This window comes from Massilia pinisoli, assembly GCF_024753285.1.
Classification (GTDB): Bacteria; Pseudomonadota; Gammaproteobacteria; order Burkholderiales; family Burkholderiaceae_D; genus Telluria; species Telluria pinisoli.
In genome coordinates, this window is record NZ_JANUGW010000024.1 from 82,867 (window position 1) to 102,058 (window position 19,192).

Genomic DNA, 19,192 nt, shown 5'->3' on the forward strand with positions numbered 1-19,192 from the left:
GGACCATGCGTAAAGCGGGATTTCTCTGCGCCGCCATGCTCGCGCTGACGGCGCAGGCGGCCCAGGTGGGCGTGCACGATCCGGTGATGGCAAAGGAAGGCAACACGTACTACCTGTACAGCACGGGTCCCGGCATCACGTTCTATCGGTCGAGCGATATGCGGAACTGGTCCGAGGAAGGTCGCGTCTTCCCGCGCGAACCGGCGTGGGCCAAATACGCCGCACCGACGTTCGACGGCCATATCTGGGCACCGGACATTCAGCGGCACGACGGCCGCTGGCTGCTGTACTACTCGGTGTCCGGCTTCGGCAAGAACGCGTCGGCCATCGGCGTGACGACCAATGCGACGCTCGACCCGCGCGCGCCGAACTACCGCTGGGAAGACCAGGGGATCGTCGTGCAGTCGGTGCCGGGCCGCGACATGTGGAATGCGATCGACCCGAACGTCGTCGAGGACGACGACGGGCTAGGCTGGATGACGTTCGGCTCGTTCTGGGGCGGCATCAAGCTCGTCAGGCTGGACGACCTCTGGACGAAGATCGCCGAGCCGCAGGAATGGCATACGATCGCGCGCCGTGAGCGTCCCGCGTTTACGCCGGACGAGCAGGCGGGGCCGGCCGAGATCGAAGGGCCGTTCATCTTCAAAAAGAATGGCTATTATTACCTGTTCGTGTCGTGGGGACTTTGCTGCCGGGGGCCGCAGAGCACCTACCAGGTCGTCGTCGGCCGCGCGCGGGACGTCAGGGGGCCGTACCTCGACCGCCAGGGCCGGGACATGGCGCAGGGCGGCGGCTCGCTCGTGGTGAAAGGCGACAAGGACTGGAAGGCGCTGGGCCACAACAGCGCCTACACGTTCGACGGCAAGGACTATCTCGTGCTGCATGCGTACGAAACGGCCGATCACTACAAGCAGAAGCTGAAGGTGATGGGCATCCACTGGGACAAGGATGGCTGGCCGACGGTGGATCCGAAAGACCTCAACCGGTACGTGAGCGTGGAGGACGAAATCGTGATGGATGAAATCAAATGAAACTGAACCGAATCGCCGCGCTGTTATTAGCACTGGGGGCGACGGCCGCCCACGCCGCCGACCTGTTCCCGCTGAAGGACGTCCGCCTGGGCCCCAGCCCCTTCCTCGACGCCCAGACGACGGACCTGAACTACCTGATGGCGCTGGAACCGGACCGCCTGCTGGCGCCATTCCTGCGCGAAGCGGGGCTCACGCCGAAGCAGCCCAGCTACGGCAACTGGGAGTCGTCGGGCCTGGACGGCCATATGGGCGGCCACTACCTGTCGGCGCTGGCATTGATGTATGCGTCGACGGGCGACGCGGAGGTCAAGCGGCGTCTCGATTACTTCGTCGCGGAGCTGAAGCGCGCGCAGCAGGCGAACGGTGACGGCTATGTCGGCGGCGTGCCGGGCGGCCGGGCCGCGTGGCGCGACGTCGCGGCGGGCAAGCTCCATGCCGACAACTTCTCCGTCAACGGCAAATGGGTCCCGTGGTACAACCTGCACAAGATCTTCGCGGGCCTGCGCGACGCGTACCGCTATGCCGGCAACGAGGATGCGAAGGCGATGCTGATCGCGATGGCGGATTGGGCGGTGCGCCTGACGAGTCACCTCACGGACGCGCAGATGCAGCAGATGCTCAGCGCCGAACATGGCGGCATGAACGAGGTGCTGGCCGACGTCGCCCAGATGACGGGCGACAGCAAGTACATGGACCTCGCGCTGCGGTTCTCGCACCAGGCCATCCTGCAGCCGCTGGAACACCACGAGGACAAGCTCACGGGCCTGCACGCCAACACGCAGATCCCGAAAGTCATCGGCTTCAAGCGCATCGGCGAACTCACGGGTCGCAAGGACATGGCGGATGCGGCCGCGTTCTTCTGGCAGACCGTCGTCGACCACCGCACGGTGGCCATCGGCGGCAACAGCGTCAGGGAGCACTTCCATGACGACAAGGACTTCAGCCCCATGATCAACGAGGTCGAGGGGCCGGAGACCTGCAACACCTACAACATGCTGAAGCTGACGGAGATGCTGTTCGAGACCTCGGACAAGGCCAGCTACGCAGACTATTACGAGCGGGCGCTGTACAACCACATCCTCGCGTCCGAGCATCCGGGCACGGGCGGCTTCGTCTACTTCACGCCGATGCGCCCGAACCACTACCGCGTCTATTCGCAGGTGGACAAGGCCATGTGGTGCTGCGTGGGCTCCGGCATCGAGAGCCATGCGAAGTACGGTGAGTTCATCTACGCGCATGAAGAGAAGGATGGCAATGCGGCGCTGTTCGTGAATCTGTTCATCCCGTCCACGCTGGATTGGCGCGAGAAGAACGTCAAGATCACGCAGGCGAACAACTTCCCGGACCAGGCCAGCACGCGCATCACGGTCGATGGCGATGTGCGCTTCGCAATGAAGATCCGCTATCCGGCCTGGGTCGCGGCGGGCAAGCTGGGTGTGAAAGTGAACGGCAAGCCCGTGAAGGTGACGGCGCAGCCGGGCAGCTACGTGAGCATCGAGCGTGCGTGGAAGAAGGGCGACCGCGTCGACGTGAGCCTGCCGATGGCGATGAAGCTGGAGCAGATGCCGGACAAGTCGAATTACTACGCGGTGCTGTACGGCCCGATCGTGCTGGCCGCGAAGACGAACCCGTTCCCGACCGAGCACCTGAATTTCTTTGCGGACGATTCGCGCATGGGCCACAGCCCGTCCGGCCAGGTGTGCCCGCTGGAGGCGGCGCCCACGTTCGTCTCCGACAGCCGCGACTTCACGCGCAAGTTCAAGCCCGTGAAGGGCAAGCCGCTGACGTTCACGGCGCCCGGCATCGTGCAGGGTGGGGCGGGCGCGGCCACCGAATTCATCCCGTTCTTCCGCCTGCACGATTCGCGCTACATGATGTACTGGCAGCAGAGCACGCCGGCCGAGTATGCGCGCCTGAAGGAGGAAGACGCCGCGAAGGAAGCGGAGCGTCTCGCTCTGGATGCGCAGACGGTCGACCAGGTGGCACCCGGCGAACAGCAGCCGGAAGTGGACCACGGATTCAAGGGCGAGGGCGCGGACGCGGGTGTCAACAACGGCCGCCACTGGCGCCACGCGAGCAAGTGGTTCAGCTACCAGTTGAGCGATCCGAAGCACGAAGCGAAGCTGCTCCGGCTGACGTTCGCGCGCGGGGACGCGGGCCGCAAGTTCGACATCGTCGTGAACGGGCAGCGCATCGCGGAGGTCGAACTGGCGGGCGACGCGCCGCAGGATTTCTATACGCGCGACGTCGCGCTGCCGCCCGCGCTCGTGCAGGGTGCGGCGGACGGCAGGCTGGAAGTCAAGTTCGTCGCGAAGGAAGGCTCGATGGCGGGCGGCTTGTACGGGCTGCGGCTGCTGCGCTGAACCACTGGGCAGGCTTTCAGCCGACGGCCGGCAGGGACTGCCGCGCACGGATGATGTTGATCAGGCTGCGCAGCGCCGGATGGCTGTGGCGCCGGCTGCTGTAGTACATGTGAAAAGGCTCGCCGTGCGCGGCGAACGCATCCAGCACGATGCGCAGGCTGCCTTCGGCCAGTTCGCCCGCGATCCTCGATTCGAGAAGATAGGCCAGGCCCGCGCCGGATTTCGCCACGGCGATCGTCGTGGCCGTATCGTTGATCGTGATCGGTCCCGGCACGCGGACCCGGCGGCGTTCGCCATCGATGTCGAATTCCCATTTGTAGGCCGAGTTATCGCCGAGGAGCAGCTGCAGGCACCGGTGCTGCGCCAGGTCGTCGGGATGCGCCGGCTCGCCGTATTCGGCCAGATACGCCGGGGCCGCCGCCACGACCCAGCGCTGGGGCCCGCTCAGGGGCACGGCGATCATGTCTTCCGGAACGTAATGCCCGTACCGGACGCCGGCATCGTAGCCTTCCTCGACGATGTCGATGGGCCGGTCTTCCACGACGACGGTCAGCCGTACGTTGGGATAGACACGGGCGAATGCCACGATCGCCTCTTCGATCAACAGATGGGCCGCGTCCGCGAACACGTTGATGCGCAGTTCGCCATGGGCCGGCGTGGCCGAGTCGATGAGCCCGAGCGCCGCACCGATCGCGTCGAAGCCGTCCCCCAGGCGCTTTGCAAGTTCGAGGCCGATATCGGTCGGGGTGACGGAACGCGCGGAACGGTTCAGCAGCTTCACGGCGAGGCGCGCTTCCAGCCGGCGCATGGCGTGGCTGGCTGCAGACGGGGACAAGCCCAGCTGGATGGCGGCCGCCTTGAAGCTGCGCGTACGCACGATGGCGAGGAACAGGCGCAGGTCGGCGAAATCGACGCGGTCGATCAGGGACATGGTTGAGAGGGAATCATCGCCGCGATGAATGCGGCTCATCTTCGAATGATAGCACTGCGGCAAGGCCGGGCGGTATAAAGATGGCTCGACAACTCGCGACCATCCCCATGTCATCTCGCAGCGAACTCACCATCCCCGACCTCGCCGGCAAGCGCATCCTCGTCACGGGGGCCTCGGCCGGCATCGGCGCAGCGGTTGCGCTCGGGTTCCTCGGGCAGGGCGCCCGTGTGGCGATCCACTACGGCGCCAACCGTGCCGGCGCCGAGCGCGTCGCCGCCGGCGCACCGGACCGTGCCGTGGTCCTAGACGGCGACATGGCCGACCTGGCGGACACCGAGCGCGTCGTGCACGAGGCCGCCCGCCTGCTTGGCGGCCTCGACGGCATCGTGAACAATGCCGGCAACATGCTCGGCCGCATCCCGACGGAAGCGGCGACGGCCGATCATTTCGACCGGGTCGTCGATCTCAACGCCCGTTCGGTGTGGCAGGCCACCATCACGGCAGTGCCCTACCTGCGGCAGGCCGGCGGCGGCTTCATCATCAACACGACGTCGGTTGCCGCGCGCAACGGCGGCGGCCAGGGGGCGGTCCTGTATGCCGCAGCGAAGAGTTTTGTCAGCAATCTCACGCGCGGGCATGCGAAGGAGTTCGTGGCCGACGGTATCCGCGTCAACGCCGTCGCGCCCGGGGTGATCCAGACGGCCTTACATGACCGCTACACGCCCGCCGACCTGCTGTCGGCCCAGGTCGGCACGATCCCGATGGGACGCGCCGGCACCCCGGAAGAGTGCGTGGGCGCCTACCTGTTTCTCGCTTCGAAAGAACTGTCCGGCTATCTCACCGGCCAGGTCATCGAAGTCAATGGTGGACAACTGATGCTTTAAGAAGGAAAAAACATGCAACAAAGAAAACTGGGCCGCACCGGCGCGGCAGTCTCGGACATCGGCTTCGGCGCCTGGGCGATCGGCGGCTCCTGGGGCGATGTCAGCGTGGAGGATGCCAAGGGTGCGCTGCATGCGGCCCTCGACAATGGCGTCACGTTCATCGATACCGCCGACGTGTATGGCGACGGCCGGTCCGAGCGGATCATCGCGGACGTGCTCGCGGAACGGGGCGGCGCGCGGCCGTTCGTGGCCACCAAGGCCGGGCGCCGCCTGTCGCCCCACGTGGCGGAAGGCTATACGAAGGCCAACCTGACGGCATTCGTCGAGCGGTCGCTGCGCAACCTGCGCGTCGACTGCCTGGACCTCGTGCAGCTGCATTGCCCGCCGACGCCGGTCTTTTATCAGCCGGATGTCTTCGGCGCCATGGACGACCTGGTCGCGGCCGGCAAGATCCGCCACTACGGCGTCTCTGTCGAGAAGGTCGAAGAGGGCCTGAAGGCCATCGAATACCCGAATGTCGCCACCGTGCAGATCATCTACAACATGTTCCGCCAGCGTCCGGCCACGCTGTTCTTCGCGGAAGCGGCGCGGCGCGACGTCGGCGTGATCGTGCGCGTCCCGCTCGCGTCGGGCCTGCTGACCGGGAAGATGAGCGCCAGCACGACGTTCGCCGCGGACGATCACCGCGCGTTCAACCGCGAGGGGGAATCCTTCGACAAGGGCGAGACGTTTGCCGGCGTCCCTTACGACCTCGCGCTCGAGGCCGTCGAACGGATCCGCGCACTGGTGCCGGGCGGCGCGACGATGGCGCAATTCGCGCTGCGCTGGATCCTGATGGAGCACAGTGTCAGCACCGTGATCCCGGGCGCCAGGAATGCCGCGCAGGCGATCGCGAACAGCCAGGCCAGCGCGCTGGACGCCGTGTCGCCGGCCGCGATGGAACAGCTGCGCGCGCTGTACCGCGAGCGGATCGCCCCCCACGTGCACCATCTCTGGTGATCGTCGACATGAAGAGACATCTCGCCGCCCTGGTGCTGGCGGCCGTGGCGCCGCTGTGCGTTGCGGAAGCCACGATGCCGTCCCCCGTCAAACTCGCCATCGATGCCACGCACGTCACGGGTCCGATGACGCCCATCTGGGCCTGGTTCGGCTACGACGAACCGAATTACACGACGGCGCCGAACGGCAAGAAACTGCTGAGCGATATCGCCGCCCTGAGCCCGGTTCCGGTCCACGTCCGCACGCACAACCTCATGACGTCGGGCGACGGCAGTTATGCGCTCAAGTGGGGCTCGACGAATATGTACAGCGAAGACAAGGATGGCAAGCCGGTCTATGACTGGACCATCATCGACGGCATCTTCGACAAGTACATCGAACGCGGCATGAAACCGCTGGCGCAGATCGGCTTCATGCCGGAAGCGCTGTCGCAGCGTCCGCAGCCCTACCGCCACCACTGGAAGCCGGGCCCGCCGTACCCGGAACTCTTCACCGGTTGGGCCACGCCGCCGAAGGACTACGGCAAGTGGTCCGAGCTGATCTACCAATGGGTCAAGCACAGCGTGGCACGCTACGGCCGGAAGGAAGTCGAGAGCTGGTACTGGGAAGTGTGGAACGAGCCGGACGGGGGCTACCTGAGCGCGCCGGACCCGAAGCACGAGTACTTCAAGATGTACGACTACGCGGCCGATGCGGTGAAGCGCGCGCTGCCGACGGCGCGCATCGGCGGGCCGCACACGGCCGGCGCGGGCCGCTTCATGGACGATTTCCTGCGCCACTGCCTGCGCGAGACCAACTACGCGACCGGCAAGACGGGCACGCCGCTCGACTTCGTCGCGTTCCACGCGAAGGGCGCGCCGAAGGTGGTCGATGGCGTCGTGCGGATGGGCATGGACACGCATTTCCGCCACCTCGACGAAGGCTTCGCGGTCGTCGCAAAATACCCGGAACTGAATGGCATCCCCGTCATCGTCGGCGAATCCGATCCGGAAGGCTGCGCCGCGTGCAGCATGCAGACGAATCCGGAAAACGCCTACCGCAACGGCACCTTGTACGCGAGCTACACGGCCGCCTCGATCGCGCGCGAGTACGACCTGGCCACGCGGCGGGGCGTCAACCTGATCGGCGCCGTGAACTGGTCGTTCGAGTTCGAAGACCAGCCCTGGTTCGCGGGCTTCCGCGACCTCGCGACCAACGGCGTCGACAAGCCCGTGCTGAACGTCTTCCGCATGCTCGGCAAGATGCGCGGCGACCGCGTGGCCGTGACGGGCGACCGGACCTATGACGCCGCGCGCATCCAGGCGGCCGGCGTGCGCGGCGCGCGCACCGACATCGACGCGCTGGCGGCGAAGGACGCCCACCACATTGCCATCATGGTCTGGAATTACCACGACGACGACGTCATCGACGCCGGCTCACCGGTCGAGCTGCACATCGCCGGCATTCCCGCCAAACGGGTGCAGTTACGGCATTACCGTATCGACCAGGAGCACAGCAATTCGTACGCCGCATGGAAGCGCATGGGATCGCCCTCGCATCCGACGGCGGCGCAGGTGGCCGAGTTGCAGAAGGCGAGCGAACTGGCGCAAGTCGAGGCGGCGACTGTGGCGACGCAGGATGGCGCCGCCACGGTCAGGATGCAGTTGCCGCGGCAGGCGGTGTCGCTGGTGACACTCACCTACTGAAGCGCCGTGAGCGTGCTGTGCAGGGAGCCCGCCTACGGACGTTTGGCCTGCGCGCGCGCCCGGGCCATGCGGTTCAACACTTTCCACTTCGACCGCTCGGCGATGCGGTCGAGCGGCGTCGCCGCCGCATGCCGCACTTCGCGCAACAGCTTGTGGTAATTGCGCAGCCGGTCCGCATCGACGGCGCCCCGCACCGCGCATCCCGGCTCCTCGTCATGCTTGCAATCGTGGAAGCGGCAGTCAGCGGCCAGCGCCTCGATGTCGTCGAACGCCGCGTTGACGTCGTCCTCGTCGCCGTCCGGCTGCCAGCTGCGCAGTCCCGGCGTGTCGATCACGCAGGCGCCGCCCGCGCACAGGTGCAGCGAGCGTGATGTGGTCGTGTGGCGGCCCCGGTCGTCGCCCTTGCGCACGCCGCCCGTCGGCTGGTGCGCGCCGGTCAACGTGTTCGTGAGCGTGGACTTGCCCACGCCCGACGTGCCGAGCAGGACGAGCGTCTGCCCCGCGCCCGTCCACGGCGCAAGCAGCGCGGCGGCGCCGGCCTCCTGCGCGTGCACGCGCACGATGGGAATCGCCGGCGGCAGGCGTGCGCCGAGCTGCGCCGCCTTCGCGTCCGCATCGTCGACGAGGTCGCCCTTCGTCAGCACGACGACGGGCGACACGTCGGCCGACCGCGCCACCATGAGGTAGCGTTCCAGCCGGCGCGGGTTGAAGTCGCCGTCGAGGCCCATCACGAACAGCGCCGTGTCGACGTTGGCGGCGAGCCGCTGGCGCGCGCCGTCGGCGTCGCGCCTCGCCAATTCGTTCAGCGGGTCGACGAGGGTGTGTACCCACGCTTCGCCGAGGTCGTTGTGGTCGAACAGCACCCAGTCGCCGACGGCGGGCAGGGTATCGAGGCCGGGATGCGGCCGGGCCGGAAATTCCTGGGTGCCGTCGTGCAGCACGAGTGCGTTGCGGTGCACGGCTGCCACGCGCGCGGGCGTGCCGCGGTCGTGGATCGCCAGCCGGGCGGCGATGGCGTGGGTGAGTCCGATGCGGCGCAGTGCCGCGATGTCGAAGTCGATCGTGATCGTTGTGTTCCTGTTGCGAAGCGCGAACGCGCGGGTACGCTGCCGCACACGGTGCGGCAGCGGAGATTCGGTCAGGGAAGTCGGCGCGCCTGGCGCGCCCGGTCACGACGTCGGTGATCGACGGAGGCGGAGAATCAGGCAGCCGACAGGAAGGCAAGGTCCGGGTGGGTCATGGCACGCTCCTGTCGGGTGGAAGAAGACGCACAGTATAGCGCGGCCATTGTCGCCGTGGGGCGCAGCGTGTATTGATGTCGAAATGGGTATTGATTCCATCAAAAAAATGATTGGATAGATATCCCAGTTCTGTCATAGTATCCGTGCACAACAATTCCGGAGACCAAGTGATGATCATCACCCGCAGAACCCTCCTGGGCGTTGCCGCCGCCATCGCGTGCGCAACCGCCATCCCGGCCTTTGCCGCCAAACCCCTCACGATCGGCTTCTCGCAGGTCGGCGCCGAAAGCGAATGGCGCACCGCGAACACCGCGTCGATCAAGGACGCCGCCAAGAAGGCCGGCGTCACCCTGAAGTTCGCCGACGCCCAGCAACAGCAGCAGAACCAGGTCAAGGCCATCCGTTCCTTCATCGCCCAGCACGTGGACGTGATCGCGTTCTCGCCGGTCGTGGAAACCGGCTGGGAGACCGTGCTGCGCGAAGCGAAGAACGCCAAGATCCCCGTGATCCTGACCGACCGCGCCGTCAAGGTCACCGATCCGTCGCTGTACGTCAGCTTCATCGGTTCCGACTTCGTGGAAGAGGGCCGCCGCGCCGGACGCTGGCTGCTCGACTACGACAAGAAGAACGGCGGCAAGCCGCTGAACATCGTCGAGCTGCAGGGCACGACGGGCGCCGCGCCGGCGATCGACCGCAAGACCGGCTTCGCCGAAGTCATCGCCGCGAATCCGAAGCTGAAGATCATCCGCTCGCAGACGGGCGACTTCACCCGCGCCAAGGGCAAGGAAGTGATGGAAGCCTTCCTGAAGTCCGAGGGCAAGAACATCAACGTGCTGTACGCGCACAACGACGACATGGCCATCGGCGCCATCCAGGCCATCGAGGAAGCGGGCCTGAAGCCGGGCAAGGACATCATCGTCATCTCGATCGACGGCGTGAAGGGCGCGTTCGAGGCCATGAAGGCCGGTAAGCTGAACGTCACCGTCGAGTGCAACCCGCTGCTGGGCCCCACGCTGATCCAGACGGCGCAGGACGTCGTCGCGGGCAAGCCCGTGCCGAAGCGCATCGTCGTGAACGAAGGCGTGTTCCCGGCCGAGGTGGCGGCGAAGGAACTCCCGAACCGCAAATACTGATCGGGCGGGGCATGATCGATTCGAAGCAGCCGGTGCTCGAAGTCACCGGCATCCATAAAGCCTTCCCGGGTGTGAAGGCGCTGTCCGAAGCTGGGCTGCGACTGTTCCCCGGCGAAGTGCACACGCTGATGGGCCAGAACGGCGCGGGCAAGTCCACGCTGATCAAGGTCCTCACCGGCGTCTACCAGCCGGATGCCGGCAGCATCGTCCTCGAAGGCCGGACCATTCGCCCGCGCTCCACGCAGGACGCGCAAAACCTCGGCATCAGCACCGTCTACCAGGAAGTCAATCTGTGCCCGAATCTGTCGGTCGCGGAAAACATCTTCATCGGGCGCTACCCGCGCCGTTTCGGCATGGTCGACTGGCGCTCGATGCGCACGCAGGCCACCGCGCTGCTCGAACGCCTGCAGATCCACGTCGACGTCAGCAAGCCGCTCGCAGACTACCCGCTCGCGATCCAGCAGATGGTCGCGATCGCGCGCGCGCTGAACACGAAATCGCGCGTGCTGATCCTCGACGAACCCACGTCCAGCCTGGACGAGGCCGAAGTGCAGATGCTGTTCTCCGTGCTGCGCCGCCTGCGCGAAGAGGGCATGGCGATCCTGTTCGTCACGCACTTCCTCGACCAGACCTACGCGATCTCCGACCGCATCACGGTGATGCGCAACGGCGAGCGCGAAGGCGAGTACGCGTGCGCGGAGCTGTCGCGCCTCGCGCTCGTCAACAAGATGATCGGCGCGCCGGCCGACGCGGAGCACGCGACGGAGACGGCGACGGCTGATACGAACGAACACGGCGAGGTCTTCCTGCGCGCCCGCGGCATCGCGCGCAAGGGAGTCTTGTCGCCGGTCGACCTGGAAATCCGCCGCGGCGAGCTGCTGGGTCTCGCGGGCCTGCTCGGCTCCGGCCGCACGGAAACGGCGCGCCTGCTGTTTGGTGCGGATAAAGCGGATGCCGGCACCTTCGACATCGACGGCAAGCAGGTGACCTTCTCGAACCCGCGCGACGCGATCCGCGAGGGCATCGGCTTCTGCTCGGAAGACCGCAAGCACGAAGGCGCGATCCTCGCGCTGTCCGTGCGCGAAAACCTGATCCTCGCGCTGCAGGCGCGCCAGGGCATCTTCCGCGCCATTCCATTCAAGCGCCAGCAGCAGCTGGCGACCGACTACGTCAAATGGCTGGGCATCAAGACGGCCAGCATCGAGACGCCGATCGGGACGCTCTCCGGCGGCAACCAGCAGAAGGTCTTGCTGGCGCGCTGGCTCGCGACCGATCCGCGCCTGATGATCCTCGACGAACCGACGCGCGGCATCGACGTGCGCGCGAAGCAGGAAATCATGGATTACGTCAGTAACCTGTGCCGCAAGGGCATGTCCATCCTCTTCATCTCGTCCGAGCTGCCGGAAGTGCTGCGCGTGTCGGACCGCATGGTCGTCATGCGTGACCGCAAGGCCTGCGGCGAATACCGGCGCGGTGAGCTCGACGAGACGTCCGTGCTGCACGTGATCGCGGGAGAGACGGCATGAACGCGCGCGTTACCGAAGCCGCCGTCAAACCGACGGCGCAGGAAGGCAAGCGCACCACGTGGCTGCAGCATCCGCTCGTGCGCCCGATCGGCGCGCTCGTCGCGCTGCTCCTCGTCGACGCGTTCCTCGTGCCGGGCTTCTTCCACCTCGAGGTCAAGGAAGGCCACCTGTACGGTGCGATCATCGACATCCTGAATCGCGCCGCGCCGCTGATGCTGGCGGCGCTGGGCATGACCCTCGTCATCGCCACGCGCGGCATCGACATCTCCGTCGGCGCCGTCGTCGCGCTGTCCGGCACCGTCTCCGCGATGCTCATCGGCGGCAGCACGCCGTCCACTCCGATGGCGCTCGCGCTGGCGGCGTCGCTCGGTGTCGCACTGCTGTGCGGCTTGTGGAACGGCGTGCTCGTCGCCGGCATCAAGCTGCAGCCGATCGTCGCCACCCTGATCCTGATGGTGGCGGGGCGCGGCCTCGCGCAGCTGCTGACGGACGGCCAGATCGTCACCGTGTACTACGAACCGTTCTTCTTCCTCGGCGGCGGCTACCTCGCCGGCCTGCCGTTCTCGCTGTTCGTCGTGGCGGCCGTGTTCGCGGTCACGCTGCTCCTCGTGAAGAAGACGGCGCTGGGCCTGTTCATTCAGGCCGTCGGCATCAACCCGGTCGCGGCGCGCCTCGCGGGCCTGCGCACGGCCACCCTGATCACGTTCGTGTACGTGTTCTGCAGCGCCTGCGCGGGCCTGGCCGGCATGCTGATCACGTCGAACATCAAGAGCGCGGACGCCAACAACGCGGGCCTGCTGCTGGAACTGGACGCGATCCTCGCCGTCACGCTGGGCGGCACGTCGCTCGCCGGCGGCAAGTTCAGCCTCGTGGGCAGCATGATCGGCGCGCTGATCATCCAGACGCTCACGTCCACCATCTACTCGCTGGGCGTGCCGCCCGAAGTGAACATGGTCGTCAAATCCATCGTCGTCTTCGCCGTCTGCATCTCGCAGTCGAGCGAATTCAAGACCATCCTGCGGAGGTCCGCATGAGCGCGGTCGCAACCCCAACCCGCGGCCGCGCCGCCTTCACCGGCGCGCCGTGGTTCACGTCCCTCGTCACCGTGATCCTGCTGGTGGCGATGCTGGGCATCGGCGGCGCCGTGTATCCGGGCTTCCTGTCGCTGCAGGTGATCTTCAATCTCCTGATCGACAACGCCTTCCTGCTCGTGATTGCGGTCGGTATGGGCTTCGTGATCCTGTCGGGCGGCATCGACCTGTCCGTCGGCTCCGTGCTGGCGCTGGCGACGATGATCTCGGCCTGGCTGCTGCAGCATGCGCACTGGCCGCCCGTCGCCGTCGTCGCGCTCGTGCTGCTGCTGGGCGCCTGCTTCGGCGGCGCGATGGGCGCGATCATCCACCTGTTCAAGCTGCAGCCGTTCATCGTCACGTTGGCCGGCATGTTCCTGGCGCGTGGCCTCTGTTATCTCATCAGCGTCGAATCCATCACGATCGACGATCCGGTGTTCACGGCGATGTCGCAGACGCAGGTGCCGATCCTGGGCGGCTTCCTGTCGCCGGGCGCCATCATCGCGCTCGTCGTGCTGCTCGTCGCCATCTGGCTCGCGCACTTCACGGCGTTCGGCCGCGCGGTGTACGCCGTCGGCGGCAACGAGCAGTCGGCCGCGATGATGGGCTTGAACGTGGGCCGCACGAAGGTGCTCGTGTATGCGCTGTCGGGCTTCTGCGCATCGCTGGGTGGCGTGCTGTTCGCCTTCTACATGCTGTCCGGTTACGGCCTGCACGGGCAGGGCACGGAGCTCGACGCCATCGCGGCCGTCGTCATCGGCGGTACGCTGCTCACGGGCGGCTACGGTTATATCGCGGGCGCGCTGTCCGGCGTGCTCGTGCTGGGTGCCATCCAGACGCTGATCGCCTTCGATGGCACGCTCAGCTCGTGGTGGACCAAGATCGTCATCGGAGCGCTGCTGTTCATCTTCTGCGTCGTGCAGCGGGTGATGGGCGGCCGTTCCAAGGAATAAAAGGCGGTTCGCGCGCGCCGACCCCCGGCCATAACGGGGGCGGCTCCGCGCTGTTGTACGCCGGCGCTGCCAACGCCGGCGATTTATAAAAATAACGGAGACTACATGCTGAAACCCATCCTTGCCGCGGCCTTGGCCGCGATGACGGCGCTCGCCGGTGCCGCCAATCCCGTCACCAGCAGGATCTTCACCGCGGACCCCGCGGCCCTCGTCGACAACGGCCGCGTGTACCTGTACGTGGGCCATGACGAGGCCCCGGTCGGCGGCAAGGACTACCTGATGAACGAGTGGCGCGTGTTCTCCAGCTGCGACATGCAGCACTGGACGGAGCACCCGGCCGCCGTCCCCGTCTCCACGTTCAAGTGGGCGGCGCGCGACGCGTGGGCCAGCGACGTCACGAAGCGGGGCGGCAAGTACTACCTGTACGTGACGGTCGAGCACAAGACCATTCCCGGCAAGGCGATCGGCGTCGCGGTCTCCGACAGCCCGACGGGCCCGTTCGTCGACGCGCGCGGTTCGGCCCTCGTCACGAACGACATGACGCACGAGACGCCGATCGGCTGGGACGACATCGACCCCGCCATCTTCGTCGACGACGACGGCCAGGCGTATCTGTACTGGGGCAACACGGTCATGAAGTACGCGAAGCTGAAGGCCAACATGACGGAGCTGGACGGCCCGATCCACACGGTGGGCCTGGAAGCGTTCACGGAAGCGTCGTACCTGCACAAGCACGCGGGCAAATACTATCTGTCGTACTCGCGCAAGTGGCCGGAAGAGACCGTGTACATGACGGGACCGACCGCGACCGGCCCGTGGTCGTACGGCGGCGTGATCATGGAAAAGAACACGAACGTCGGCACGATCCACCATGCGATCGTCGACTTCAACGGCAAGTCCTACATCATCTATCACAACGGCAAGCTGCCGACGGGCGGCGAGTACCGCCGCTCCGTCGCCGTCGAGGAATTGCACTACGGCCCGGACGGCAAGATCCTGCCCGTGCCGCAGACGGCAGAAGGGCCGGCCGCGAATCCGTCGGCCGCCTGCAAGTGATGACGGTTTTGCGGAGAATTCCGCTAAAGCAATATCGATAATGATATGATGCATGTATGGACACGACCAATCCAAACTGGTTTCTCAAGGCCCGCCTGAAGACGCGGCAGCTGCTGCTGCTGATCGCGCTCGACGACTACCGCAACATCCACCGCGCGGCCGACGAACTGCACATGACGCAGCCGGCCGCCTCCAAGCAGATCAAGGATCTCGAGGAGATGCTGGACGTCAAGCTGTTCGAGCGCCTGCCGCGCGGCATGGAGCCGACGATCTACGGCGAGACGATGATCCGCCACGCGCGCATGGCCCTGACGAGCCTCGCGCTCGCGCACGACGACATCGTCACGTTGAAGGCGGGTTTGACGGGCCAGGTCGAGGTCGGCGTGATCATGACCCCCGCGATGGCGCTGCTGCCGCGCGCGATCGCCCGCGTGAAGGAGTCGGCACCGCTGCTGCGCATCGGCGTGCAGCTGGAGACGAGTAACCTCCTGCTCGACAAGCTGCAGCACGGCATGCTTGACTTCATGATCGGCCGTATCTTCGACACCGGAGACACGTCCGGCCTGATCTACGAAGAGTTGACGGAGGAGCCGGCGTGCGCCGTCGTGCGGCCCGGCCATCCGCTGCTGGAGCGCCGCGACCTGAAGCTGGCGGACATCGCGCCGCTGCCGTGGATCGTGCCGCCGCACGGCAGTATCCTGCGCTACCGCTTCGACATGATGTTCCGCCGCGCGAGCCTCGAGCCGCCCGCGAACGTCGTCGACACGACGGCGATGCTGATGATCACGGCGCTGCTGCAGCAGACCGATTCGCTGCACGTGATGCCGATCGAGGTCGCGCAATACTATGCGTCGCTGAACGTGATGCGCATCCTGCCCATCGAACTGCCGTGCAAGATGGACGCGTTCGGCATCATCCGTCATCAGGACCATTTGCTGTCGCCGGGTGCGGATCTGCTGCTGCGGGCGGTGCGGGCGGCGGCGAAAGAGATGTACTGAGGCGGCGTACCGCCCCTTCGCCCACGGCGCGATTGTGTTAGGCTTTCCGATGCCTCCGGCCGTCGTCCGGAGGCATCGGACATCGTCAATACAAGGAATCACATGACTGGCTTCGTCATCACGCCACCCGCCGTCCCGGCCCTCGCCGTGGCCGGCTCCGACCAGGTTTTCCCGCTGCGCCGCGTGTTCTGCGTCGGCCGCAACTACGCCGCCCACGCGCGCGAGATGGGTGCCGACCCGAACCGTGAACCCCCGTTCTTCTTCACCAAGCCGGCCGACGCCGTCGTGCCGGCCAGCGGCACCGTGCCGTATCCGCCCGCCACGCGCGAGCTGCACCACGAGGTCGAGCTGGTCGTCGCATTGAAAGGCGGCGGCAAGGACATCGCGCCCGAGCAGGCGCTGGACCTCGTGTGGGGCTATGGCGTCGGCCTGGACCTCACGCGGCGCGACATGCAGGCCATCGCCAAGAAGGATGGCCGTCCGTGGGACATGTCGAAAGGCTTCGACGCGTCGGCGCCATGCAGCCCGCTCATCCCCGCCGAACGGACGGGCCACCCGCGGGACGCGCGCATCTGGCTCGAAGTGAACGGCCAGCTGAAGCAGGAGGGCAACCTGAACGAGATGATCTGGCCCGTGGCCGACGTGATCGCCGCGCTGTCGCGCCTCGTCGCGCTGGCACCGGGAGACCTGATCTACACGGGCACGCCGGCCGGCGTCGACGCGCTGAACCCGGGCGACAAAGTGCGCGGCGGCGTCGACGGCGTCACCACGTTCGAGCTGGCCATCGGCGCCACGGCATGAAGACTGTGCTGCAGATCGGAGGCTTCGCGCCCGAGATCCAGGCCCAGCTCGACGCCGAATTCCGCTGCCTGGACCTCGCCGACCTCGATCGCGAGCCGGGCCTGGCGGACACCGTCTCCGCCATCGTCACACGCAGCAACCAGGAGGTGCCGGCCGACGTCGTGCGCCGGCTGCCCGCGCTCGAGATCATCGCCACGTGCGGCGTCGGCTACGACCTGATCCCGCGCGCGCTCGCGGCGGAGCGCGGCATCGTCGTGGCGAACACGCCGGACGTGCTGAACGCCGCCGTGGCCGAGCTGTGCATCGGTTCCCTGCTGGCGCTGCTGCGCCGCCTGCCGCAGGCCGACCGCTTCGTGCGCGACGGCCGCTGGAAGACCGCGGCATTTCCCCTCGCGACGAGCCTCGCGGGCAAGCACGTGGGCATCGTCGGCATGGGCCGCATCGGCAAGGAGATCGCGCGCAAGCTCGAGATGTTCGGCGTGGCGCTCGCCTACCACGGCCGCACGGACCAGCGGCTGGCGTGGCGCTACGAGGCCGACCTTGCGGCGCTCGCGCGCGACTGCGACATCCTCATCCTGTGCGCACCCGGCGGCGCGGACACGCACCACCTCGTCGACGCGCGCGTGCTAAACGCGCTGGGGCCGCACGGCTACCTCGTGAACGTGGCGCGCGGCTCGCTCGTGGACGAGACGGCGCTGCTCGCGGCGCTGGAGGCGGGCGGCACCGCGGGCGGCATCGCGGGCGCCGCGCTGGACGTGTTCGACAACGAGCCGGACATCGATCCGCGCTTCCTCCTGCTCGACAACGTGCTGCTCACGCCGCACCTCGGCAGCGCCACGCACGAGACCCGGGCGGCGATGGCGCAGCTCATGCTGGACAACGTGCGCTCGTGGTTCCGCAGCGGCCGCGCGCTGACGCCCGTCGAGCCGGACTGACGGCGCGCCGGCCTTCGCTGCCTTCGCTATTGTGCGCCGCAACGCGGTCGTGTGGATTACGCTCGGCGGGACGAGCACGCGTTACCAGAGTTCCTTAGCCGGAGGTCTTATGCACATCCACACGCCCGCATGCACCTGCTTCATCATCCCTTCCTCCATGCTGCGCAAGCTGGCCGACGAGGCCGACGGGGCGGAACGCCGCCGCCTGCTGGAACAGCTGGAACGCTCGGCCTTCCTGCGCGGCCAGCGTGCGGCCAGCGGCCTCGCGGCGCCGGGCCTGCTCGTCGCGTCCGGCCAGAAGCACCGCACCGTCTACGACGCGCACAACGGCACGCGCCTGCCCGGCAAGCTCGTTCGCACGGAGACGGCGGGCCCCGTCGCCGACGCGGCCGTCAATGAAGCGTTCGACGGCGCCGGTGCCACTTACGACTTTTACCTGCAGGTCCTGCACCGCAATTCGATCGACGGCCGCGGCATGGGCATCGACTCGAGCGTCCATTACAGCAAGCGCTTCAACAACGCGTTCTGGAACGGCCGCCAGATGGTCTATGGCGACGGCGACGGCAAGCTGTTCACGGGATTCACGCACGCGCTCGACGTGATCGCGCACGAGCTGACGCACGGCGTCACGCAGTACACGGTGCCGGGCGGGGGCCTCGTCTACGACGGCCAGAGCGGGGCGCTGAATGAATCGATGTCCGACGTGTTCGGCTCCGTCGTCAAGCAATGGCACCTCAAGCAGACGGTGAAGAAAGCTGACTGGCTGATCGGTGCCGGCATCATGACGCCGGCCGTCGGCAAGGCGCTGCGCTCCATGGCCGATCCGGGGAACACGAGCCTCACATGGTCGGGCGACGACCAGCCGGGCACGATGAAAGGGTATGTGGACGGCGGGGACGTGCACACGAATTCCGGCATCCCCAACCACGCGTTCTACCTCGCCGCGATGAAGCTGGGCGGGCACAGCTGGGACAAGGCGGCGCCGATCTGGTACCAGGCGTTGCCGCTGCTGCATCCGGACGCGACGTTCGCCGATGCCGCCCAGGCCACGATGAAGGCGGCCGAGCTGCGCTACGGCGCCGGGTCGGCGGAAGCGGCGGCCGTGCAGGGCGCGTGGCACGAGGTGGGTGTCGTCTGATGCGCCTGACGCTGCACAGCGTGGGCGGCTTCACGGGGCCGGCGGGGGCGCAGACGCGCAGTGTCGACGTCGAGCGCCTGCCCGCGGCCGACGCGGCGCGCGTGCGCGCGCTCGTGCAGGCGCTCGACGTCGCGCACCTGCCGGCCACGTTGCTGAAGCCGCGGCCGCAGTCGTGGGATTTCACGTACACGTTGACGGTTGATGACAGGCAGGTGCGCTTTCACCTGGATGCCGCGCCGGCAGCGTTGCGCGACCTCGTCGAATTCATCGAGAACACGTAGGGTGGACGGGTTCCCCGTCCACGCGTTCAACCAGTGGTGAAACGGCCGTAGCGCCAGCTCATACGGTAGTTGAACGCGTGGACGGCAAGCCGTCCACCCTACCGGACGCGGCATCGGCCGTAGGGTGGGCAACCTGTTCAGCACATAGACATAGGTAACACTTGTCT

Annotated in this window: 17 protein-coding genes; 15 read left to right on the plus strand and 2 right to left on the minus strand. The window is 67.0% G+C overall.

Annotated elements, in window-relative coordinates; all coding sequences use genetic code 11:
• Positions 1-5: 5 nt before the first annotated feature.
• Both NX784_RS24465 and NX784_RS24470 read left to right on the plus strand, forming a co-directional pair.
• Positions 6-1,031 (plus strand): arabinan endo-1,5-alpha-L-arabinosidase, encoded by a 1,026-nt coding sequence (locus NX784_RS24465; protein WP_258819291.1) that lies wholly within the window; start codon positions 6-8, stop codon positions 1,029-1,031.
• The gene (locus NX784_RS24470; protein WP_258819292.1) at positions 1,028-3,394 is read left to right on the plus strand and encodes a glycoside hydrolase family 127 protein; all 2,367 of its coding nucleotides are present in this window, start codon (positions 1,028-1,030) and stop codon (positions 3,392-3,394) included. The genes NX784_RS24465 and NX784_RS24470 overlap by 4 nt, the downstream gene beginning before the upstream one ends.
• Positions 3,395-3,410: 16 nt before the next feature.
• Here NX784_RS24470 and NX784_RS24475 read toward each other — a convergent pair whose 3' ends face one another.
• A complete protein-coding gene (locus NX784_RS24475; protein ID WP_258819293.1) occupies positions 3,411-4,325 on the minus strand; it encodes a LysR family transcriptional regulator in 915 nt (304 codons plus the stop codon).
• Positions 4,326-4,432: 107 nt separating this feature from the next.
• Between NX784_RS24475 and NX784_RS24480 the strand changes: the two genes are divergently transcribed.
• The 3 genes from NX784_RS24480 to NX784_RS24490 are packed head-to-tail and all read left to right on the plus strand — an operon-like array spanning position 4,433 to position 7,893.
• Positions 4,433-5,209 carry an SDR family NAD(P)-dependent oxidoreductase gene (locus NX784_RS24480; protein ID WP_258819294.1) on the plus strand — a complete coding sequence of 259 codons (777 nt, stop codon included), beginning with the start codon at positions 4,433-4,435 and terminating at the stop codon, positions 5,207-5,209.
• Between the two features lie 12 nt (positions 5,210-5,221).
• Entirely contained in the window at positions 5,222-6,208 is a 987-nt protein-coding gene (locus NX784_RS24485) for an aldo/keto reductase (protein WP_258819295.1), read from the plus strand.
• Between the two features lie 8 nt (positions 6,209-6,216).
• Positions 6,217-7,893 (plus strand): GH39 family glycosyl hydrolase, encoded by a 1,677-nt coding sequence (locus NX784_RS24490; protein WP_258819296.1) that lies wholly within the window; start codon positions 6,217-6,219, stop codon positions 7,891-7,893.
• 32 nt (positions 7,894-7,925) lie between these two features.
• Here the strand turns inward: NX784_RS24490 and rsgA are convergent, their stop codons facing one another.
• The gene (rsgA, locus tag NX784_RS24495) at positions 7,926-9,008 is read right to left on the minus strand and encodes a ribosome small subunit-dependent GTPase A (protein ID WP_258819297.1); all 1,083 of its coding nucleotides are present in this window, start codon (positions 9,006-9,008) and stop codon (positions 7,926-7,928) included.
• A gap of 296 nt (positions 9,009-9,304) precedes the next feature.
• Between rsgA and NX784_RS24500 the strand changes: the two genes are divergently transcribed.
• The 10 genes from NX784_RS24500 to NX784_RS24545 all read left to right on the plus strand — a co-directional run bounded on the left by NX784_RS24500 (position 9,305) and on the right by NX784_RS24545 (position 19,025).
• Entirely contained in the window at positions 9,305-10,267 is a 963-nt protein-coding gene (locus NX784_RS24500) for an ABC transporter substrate-binding protein (RefSeq protein WP_307736127.1), read from the plus strand.
• 11 nt (positions 10,268-10,278) lie between these two features.
• Positions 10,279-11,793, plus strand: coding sequence for a sugar ABC transporter ATP-binding protein (locus NX784_RS24505; RefSeq protein WP_258819298.1), 1,515 nt, complete (start codon positions 10,279-10,281; stop codon positions 11,791-11,793).
• Entirely contained in the window at positions 11,790-12,827 is a 1,038-nt protein-coding gene (locus tag NX784_RS24510; RefSeq protein WP_258819299.1) for an ABC transporter permease, read from the plus strand. Before NX784_RS24505 ends, NX784_RS24510 begins: the two co-directional genes overlap by 4 nt.
• On the plus strand, positions 12,824-13,816 hold the full coding sequence (gene yjfF, locus NX784_RS24515; protein WP_258819300.1) for a galactofuranose ABC transporter, permease protein YjfF: 993 nt from the start codon (positions 12,824-12,826) through the stop codon (positions 13,814-13,816). Before NX784_RS24510 ends, yjfF begins: the two co-directional genes overlap by 4 nt.
• A 105-nt stretch (positions 13,817-13,921) precedes the next feature.
• Positions 13,922-14,872, plus strand: coding sequence for a glycoside hydrolase family 43 protein (locus tag NX784_RS24520; RefSeq protein WP_258819301.1), 951 nt, complete (start codon positions 13,922-13,924; stop codon positions 14,870-14,872).
• A 56-nt stretch (positions 14,873-14,928) separates the two neighbouring features.
• Complete coding sequence (locus NX784_RS24525; protein WP_258819302.1) at positions 14,929-15,870, plus strand: LysR family transcriptional regulator; 942 nt, start codon at positions 14,929-14,931, stop codon at positions 15,868-15,870.
• A gap of 102 nt (positions 15,871-15,972) precedes the next feature.
• Complete coding sequence (locus NX784_RS24530; protein ID WP_258819303.1) at positions 15,973-16,671, plus strand: fumarylacetoacetate hydrolase family protein; 699 nt, start codon at positions 15,973-15,975, stop codon at positions 16,669-16,671.
• A complete protein-coding gene (locus tag NX784_RS24535; RefSeq protein WP_258819304.1) occupies positions 16,668-17,606 on the plus strand; it encodes a 2-hydroxyacid dehydrogenase in 939 nt (312 codons plus the stop codon). Before NX784_RS24530 ends, NX784_RS24535 begins: the two co-directional genes overlap by 4 nt.
• 109 nt (positions 17,607-17,715) lie before the next feature.
• The gene (locus NX784_RS24540; protein ID WP_307736121.1) at positions 17,716-18,744 is read left to right on the plus strand and encodes a M4 family metallopeptidase; all 1,029 of its coding nucleotides are present in this window, start codon (positions 17,716-17,718) and stop codon (positions 18,742-18,744) included.
• Positions 18,744-19,025, plus strand: coding sequence for a protealysin inhibitor emfourin (locus tag NX784_RS24545; protein ID WP_258819305.1), 282 nt, complete (start codon positions 18,744-18,746; stop codon positions 19,023-19,025). Before NX784_RS24540 ends, NX784_RS24545 begins: the two co-directional genes overlap by 1 nt.
• Positions 19,026-19,192 lie beyond the last annotated feature (167 nt).